The organism is Polaromonas sp. (assembly GCF_049790275.1).
Lineage (GTDB): Bacteria > Pseudomonadota > Gammaproteobacteria > Burkholderiales > Burkholderiaceae_C > Polaromonas.
Window position 1 is genome coordinate 47,195 of record NZ_JBAQYR010000098.1, and the last position, 6,076, is coordinate 53,270.

At 62.9% G+C, this 6,076-nt stretch carries 9 protein-coding genes; 5 read left to right on the top strand and 4 right to left on the bottom strand.

Annotated features, from left to right (window positions below; genetic code table 11):
- Positions 1–70 precede the first annotated feature (70 nt).
- Positions 71–592, top strand: a complete 522-nt coding sequence (locus WA904_RS13230) for a DUF4124 domain-containing protein (protein WP_425197591.1) — start codon at positions 71–73, stop codon at positions 590–592.
- A gap of 15 nt (positions 593–607) precedes the next feature.
- On the opposite strand, the gene WA904_RS13235 is transcribed toward WA904_RS13230, so the two are convergent.
- Both WA904_RS13235 and WA904_RS13240 read right to left on the bottom strand, forming a co-directional pair.
- Positions 608–946 carry an RnfH family protein gene (locus tag WA904_RS13235; protein ID WP_425197592.1) on the bottom strand — a complete coding sequence of 113 codons (339 nt, stop codon included), beginning with the start codon at positions 944–946 and terminating at the stop codon, positions 608–610.
- Positions 947–951: 5 nt separating this feature from the next.
- Positions 952–1,404, bottom strand: coding sequence for a type II toxin-antitoxin system RatA family toxin (locus WA904_RS13240; protein WP_425197593.1), 453 nt, complete (start codon positions 1,402–1,404; stop codon positions 952–954).
- Positions 1,405–1,459: 55 nt separating this feature from the next.
- On the opposite strand from WA904_RS13240, the gene smpB reads away from it, so the two are divergent.
- The 4 genes from smpB (at position 1,460) to WA904_RS13260 (ending at position 3,903) form a co-directional block, all read left to right on the top strand.
- Positions 1,460–2,014, top strand: a complete 555-nt coding sequence (smpB, locus tag WA904_RS13245; RefSeq protein ID WP_425197594.1) for an SsrA-binding protein SmpB — start codon at positions 1,460–1,462, stop codon at positions 2,012–2,014.
- 116 nt (positions 2,015–2,130) lie between these two features.
- Positions 2,131–2,505, top strand: coding sequence for a hypothetical protein (locus WA904_RS13250; RefSeq protein WP_425197595.1), 375 nt, complete (start codon positions 2,131–2,133; stop codon positions 2,503–2,505).
- 26 nt (positions 2,506–2,531) lie between these two features.
- The gene (locus WA904_RS13255; protein WP_425197596.1) at positions 2,532–3,071 is read left to right on the top strand and encodes a sigma-70 family RNA polymerase sigma factor; all 540 of its coding nucleotides are present in this window, start codon (positions 2,532–2,534) and stop codon (positions 3,069–3,071) included.
- A 10-nt stretch (positions 3,072–3,081) separates the two neighbouring features.
- Complete coding sequence (locus WA904_RS13260; RefSeq protein WP_425197597.1) at positions 3,082–3,903, top strand: anti-sigma factor family protein; 822 nt, start codon at positions 3,082–3,084, stop codon at positions 3,901–3,903.
- On the opposite strand, the gene WA904_RS13265 is transcribed toward WA904_RS13260, so the two are convergent.
- A complete protein-coding gene (locus tag WA904_RS13265) occupies positions 3,900–5,021 on the bottom strand; it encodes an enoyl-CoA hydratase/isomerase family protein (protein ID WP_425197598.1) in 1,122 nt (373 codons plus the stop codon). The genes WA904_RS13260 and WA904_RS13265 overlap by 4 nt on opposite strands.
- A complete protein-coding gene (locus WA904_RS13270) occupies positions 5,018–5,902 on the bottom strand; it encodes a DMT family transporter (RefSeq protein ID WP_425197599.1) in 885 nt (294 codons plus the stop codon). Before WA904_RS13270 ends, WA904_RS13265 begins: the two co-directional genes overlap by 4 nt.
- Between the last annotated feature and the right edge of the window lie 174 nt (positions 5,903–6,076).

The following is a 6,076-nucleotide window of genomic DNA, read 5'->3' on the forward strand; positions in this document are numbered from 1 at the left end:
CGTTACAAAAAGGCCACGGCCAAACCCTCGCTTCTTCGCCTTCAAGGGGCGCAAACGGTACACTGATCTCATGGAACTGAAAATCACGCCCAAACACCTTGTCCTCGTCCTTGCCGGCTGGGCTTTCGCCCTGTCCGCGGCCGCCCAGTGGCAGTGGATAGGCAAAGATGGCCGCAAGGTGTTCAGTGACCGCCCGCCACCGGCAGACATCCAGGACAAGGACATCCTCAAGCAACCCGGCGGACGCGGTGGCCGTGCCAGTGTGGCCCCTGCTGTCACGGAAGTTCCTGCGCCCACGGTGACAGCCGCTAAACCCAATGTCCCGAAAATTTCGGGCAAGGATGCTGAACTCGAAGCGAAGAAGAAAAAGCTCGAGGAAGAGGAAGCTGCAAAGAAAAAGGCCGAAGAAGAAAAGGTGGCCAAAGCCAAAACTGCCAATTGCGAACTGGCCAAAAAGGGACTGGCTACTTTTCAATCCGGTGTCCGGGTCGCCTCCACCAACGCCAAAGGTGAACGTGAAATCATGGACGACAATGCGCGCGCAGCTGAGAGTAAACGCGTCCAGGCGATTGTTGACAGGGACTGCAACTAAGTCCGTCCTCGCTGCTCAGTAACCGGCTTTTGCTCCTGCCCTCTTTTTGGCAAACAGCCCCGATTTCTTCACACCCTGCTTGTTGAAGCGTTCGCGCCGCGCAATTTTCGGGTCCACTCTCAAAGGCCTGTAGATTTCGAGCCGGTCCCGCTGCTGCAACAGCTGCCGCAAGCTCGTCTTGCGCCCCCAGATGCCGATCGACAGACGGCCTTCTGCCAGCTCCGGAAATTCCAGCAGGACGCCACTGGCCCTTATGGCCTCCGCCACGGTGCTGCCAACCGGCAAGCTGAGATCCCATTGCCGCACCTGCCGCGGTGCCGGCGAATACAGCAGTGTGATGGCCAGCGCACTCACCCGGCTCAGGCCTCGGCCTCGCCGTACACTTGGGCCGCCCTTTTGACAAAGGCATCGACCAGGCTGCCGGCAATCTTGTCGAACACCGGCCCCACCAGCGCCGCGAGTGCGGCGTTGTCGAAGTCATAGCGCAGGGTGAGGTCCACCTTGCAAGCACGCTGGGTGCCGTCACCGAGCGGACTGAAGTCCCACTCACCATCCAGCCTTGAAAAAGGCCCGTCAACCAGCTTGAGCGAGACCTTGCGGTCCTCCACATGGGTATTGCGGGTAGTGAAACTCTGGTGAATGCCAGCAAAAGCGATGCCGACCCTGGCTGTCATGCCCCGCGCATCTTCCTCGACCACCTCGGCCTGGTCGCACCACGGCAAAAACTGCGGATAGCTGGCGACATCGGTGACCAGGGCGAACATTTCGGCTGCGCTGTACCAGATCAGAACGGACTTGTGAACGGTTTTCATACAATCATGGGCTGCGCTCGATTGTATTAGCCGGCGCTGCCCTTACTTTCCATACATGGCCACCAAAGAAGCATCCTCCAAAAAACCGGCCGCCGCCTCTTCCGGGAAAGCCGCGGGCAAGCCCGCGATCAACCTGACGCCCAAAGCTGCCGCCGCTGCAGTGCGTATTGCCGACAACAAAAAAGCGCTGTTCAACTATCACATTGAAGAGCGCTTCGAGGCCGGCATGGTGCTCGAAGGCTGGGAGGTCAAGTCGCTGCGCGAGGGCAAGGTACAGCTGACCGACGGTTATGTCGTGATCCGCAACGGGGAGCTGTTCCTGATCGGCTGCCAGATCAATCCCCTCGGCACAGCCTCCACCCACGTGCGGCCGGACTCGGTGCGCACCAAAAAACTGCTGATGCACAAGGACGAGATACGGCGCCTGATCGGCAAAATCGAGCAAAAGGGTTTCACCCTCGTGCCGCTGAACCTCCACTGGAAGGCAGGCAAGGTCAAATGCGAGATCGGCCTGGCCAAGGGCAAGGGTGAACATGACAAGCGCGACACCATCAAGGACCGGGAAGGCAAACGGGAAGTCGAGCGCGCGATGAAGTCGCGCAGCCGCTGACACCCGCGCCAGGCAAGCGCCTGGTTTTTTTGGGACTGCAGGGAATAAACCGGCCTGCCCGGGTGTTTATCCGTTTGCAGAGATCGTCTGCCTGACCACATTTTCCGGAGCACCTCATGAAATTCCTGATCACCGCCGCCCTCGCCACCACCCTGTTCCTTGGCGCTTGCGCCTCCATGTCCAGCCAGCCCGCCAAAGTCGCCGACGGCGTACTGGTCGGCCCGAACGGCATGACGCTGTACACCTTTGACCGTGATGTGACGGGCAGCGGCAAGTCCGTCTGCAACGGCCCCTGCGCCACCAACTGGCCGCCGCTGATGGCTGTCGAAACGGACAAGGCCTCGGGCGACTACACGGTGATCACGCGCGACGACGGCAAGAAGCAGTGGGCCATGAAGGGCAAGCCGCTGTATTACTGGATCAAGGACACCAAGGCCGGCGACAAGACCGGCGACGGCGTGCAAAACGTCTGGCACGTCGTCAAACCCTGATTCCAGGCCATTGAACGCCCTGGCCCATGGACCGCACTGAGCTGGTTGCGCAGATTCCAGGGCTGCGGCGTTACGCACGTGCGCTGACCGGCAATGCCTGGGCCGCCGACGACCTGGTGCAGGACACGCTGGAGCGCGCCTGCAGCAAGTGGCGCCTCTGGACGGCAGGGTCTGATCTGCGGGCCTGGCTGTTCACGCTGATGCACAACCTGTTCATGAACCAGCGGCGCAGTGCGGCGCGCCAGATGCAGGCCGGCCCTGCGCTCGACGTCGATGAGCTGGCCCACACGCTGGCCGCACCCGACGCCAGGCAGGACCAGGCTCTGGACCTTCAGCGTTGCCTGCTGCGGCTGCCGGACGACCAGCGTGCCGTGCTGCTGCTGGTCAGCCTGGAAGACATGAGTTATGAGCAGGTCGCCCGCGTGGTGGGCGTGCCTCTGGGCACCGTGATGTCGCGCCTGTCCCGGGCACGCAGCCGCCTGCGTGAACTGATGGACAAGCCGGCGCAGACCCAGCCGACGACGAACAGCGCCCGGCCTGTTTCCGCCCTGCGGCGCCTCCAATAAACCCACTGCCATGGATTTTTCAAGGACTTCTCCCCTGACCCACGACGAGTTGAATGCGCTGGTCGACGGGCAACTGACGGCCGGACAGCGGGCAGCGGCACTGGCGCGCGCAGCGGGTGACCCTGCGGGCAGTGACACGCTGCAGGCCTGGCAGGACCAGCACGAGGCGCTGCGCGGCCTGCACCGCGAACTGCTGGACGAACCCATTCCTGAAACCCTGCTGGCGGCCGTGCAGCGCAGCACACGCGAGCGACAAGCGCTGGATCCGTGGTGGCGCTGGGGCGGCATGGCCGCCGGCATGCTGCTGGCCTTTGCCGTGGGCTGGACGTCGCATGGGCAATTGGGCAGCGCGGCCCCGTATGCCGCGGGCAACGCAGCACGCACCGGCCAGGCCTTTGCCCACCAGGCCGCACTCGCCCATGTCGTGTTTGCACCGGAGGTGCGCCACCCGGTGGAAGTGGGCGCGGCGCAGCAGGAGCATCTGGTGCAGTGGCTGTCCAAACGCCTGGGCAAACCCCTCAAGGTGCCGCTGCTGGCCAGCCAGGGTTATGAACTGGTGGGCGGCCGGCTGCTGCCCGGCGATGCCGGCGCCCGTGCACAGTTCATGTTCCAGAACAGCTCGGGCGTGCGCGTGACCCTGTACCTGGGTGCGCTAGATGGCAGTCCTGCGACAGGCAAGCCGGCCAGCGCGGAAACCGCCTTTCGTTACAGCGCCGACGGCCCGGTCCCCGCGTTTTACTGGACAGACCAGGGTTTCGGCTATGCCCTGAGCGGCCCGGTTGCGCGCGAAGAGCTGATGCGCCTGGCCGAGCTGGTGTACCAGCAGCTCTAGGAAAGGTCGCGCAGGGGATGCGTTTCTGCCGTCCAGGGGCTGGCAAAAAAAGCCTGCACCATTTGCGGCTTGACGTCTTCAATCCGGGCCGGCTGCCACTTCGGCGTGTAGTCCTTGGCGATCGCCAGGGCGCGTATGCCTTCGACCGTCTCGCTCGCAGCGCCGGGCCGCAAATGAAAGCAGTGATGGACGATATCGCGCTCCATGCGCAAATCGTCGCCCAGGCTCATGCTTCGGGCGCGCCGGATCTGCTCCAGCGTGACATGCAGCATCAGCGGTGAACGTTTGCGCAAGGCGGCAGCGGTTTTCTGCGCCCAGTCATCATCTTTCGCGGCTTCCAAGGCATCGACGATGTGTTTCACCCGTGCCAGGCAAAAATATGAATCAAATGAGCCGTCAGCCCTTTCTGGACGCGCGCCACCAGCTATTAATTTGGTAGCAATCCATTGATTCGCATCTGCTGTTGAAGCAAGCTCTTCCCACAAGGCCGGCAGGCTGGCGACGGGCAACTGGATATCGGCCAGGCCGTAAGCCAGCGCCTCGGCGGCACCGATCACCGCGCCGGTCAGTGCCAGGTACTCACCGGCGCTGCCTGGGCAGCGGCTCAGGAAATAGCCGCCGCCGACATCGGGGAACAGCCCGATGTTGGTTTCCGGCATGGCCAGCTTGCTGTGTTCGGTCACGATGCGAAGCTTCGCACCCTGGCTGATGCCCATGCCGCCACCCATCACCACGCCATCCATGAAGGCGATGTAGGGTTTGGGGTAGTGGTGGATCAGGTGGTTGAGACGGTACTCCTCGGTGAAAAAAGCATCCAGCGGATTCAGGTCGCCGGCCAACGCCACCTGGTGGAAAAAGCGGATGTCGCCACCGGCGCAAAAGCCACCGAACAGGCTTTCCGGGGTGCCGGGACGCCCAGCCTTGTTGGTGCCCCGGATCGCCACGGCAGCAACGGCAGCGTCATCGCGCCATGCCGTCAGCACTGCCGCGAGATCGCGCACCATCTGCAGCGACAGCGCATTGAGCGCCTTGGGCCGGTTCAGGGTGATGAAGCCGACCTGCCCGCGCACTTCGGCCAGGATATCGCTGTGGCCGGGTATCTGTGTTGCCTGGTTCATGCTCTCTGTCTCCAACCCATCAGTTCATTGATCACCAGCGCTCCAATGACCAGCATGCCGCCGGTCAGGACACTTGCCGCAGGCACCTCACCGGCACCCACCCAGGCCAGCAGGATGCCGAAAATAATTTCCAGCAGCGCCAGCAGGGCCATCTCCGGCGCTTTCAGCACGCGAGCACAAACGACCGACAGCACGCAGGGAATCGCCAGCTGGACCAGGCCCAGCAGCGCCAGCAAGCCGATGTCGTGCGGCGTTGCGGCAAACGGAAAGGCCAGCGGCAAGGTGAGCAGCGAGGAAATCACGGCGCCCACCAGCACGGCCGGTACCAGGTCGATTTTTTCGCCGTGGGCCTGGCTGCGCTGCACCACAGTCCAGTTCACAGCCGCAGCCATGGGCACCAACAGAGCCACCAGGGTCCCGGCAAACTGCGCCGCACCACCGCCCAGATTGACCTGACTGCCATGCATCCACGCGATGCCGGCACCGGCCACGGCAATGGCCACCCACGTGCGGGGCGGAATGCGGTGGCCGATGAACACCCGGGCGATCAGGGCCGTGAGGAAAGGACCCAGTGCCATGGTCACCAGCACATTGGCCACGCTGGTCATCGTCAATGCCAGCATGAAGGCGGTGAACATGATGCTCCAGCAGACACCGGACAGCCACAGGAAGCGGCCGGCCCGGCGAATCCTGGTGAACACCTCCCTGCCCTGGAACAGCGGCAGGATGACCAGCAGCGACAACAGCGTGAAAAAGCTGCGCCAGAAGGTCACTTCAAAGCTTTTTGCCGACTCAAGATGACGCGTCACCACACCCGCAATCGACCACATCAGGGTGATCGCGATCATCAGCAGTACAGCTTTGGAATGCGTGAGTTTCATGATGATGAAAGAAGTTCAGGCGACCATGTTCTACACAAATTAAAAGACCGCTGGAGCAAAAGCGCGCAGCGGCCTGGTTCAAGCGTTCACTCCAGTCGCCGCCCTGCCCGATCCAGTCCAGCAGGGGCCGCGGGACTGGCTTTGCCAGACCGCAGGCGCAGCGGCCCCTCGGGG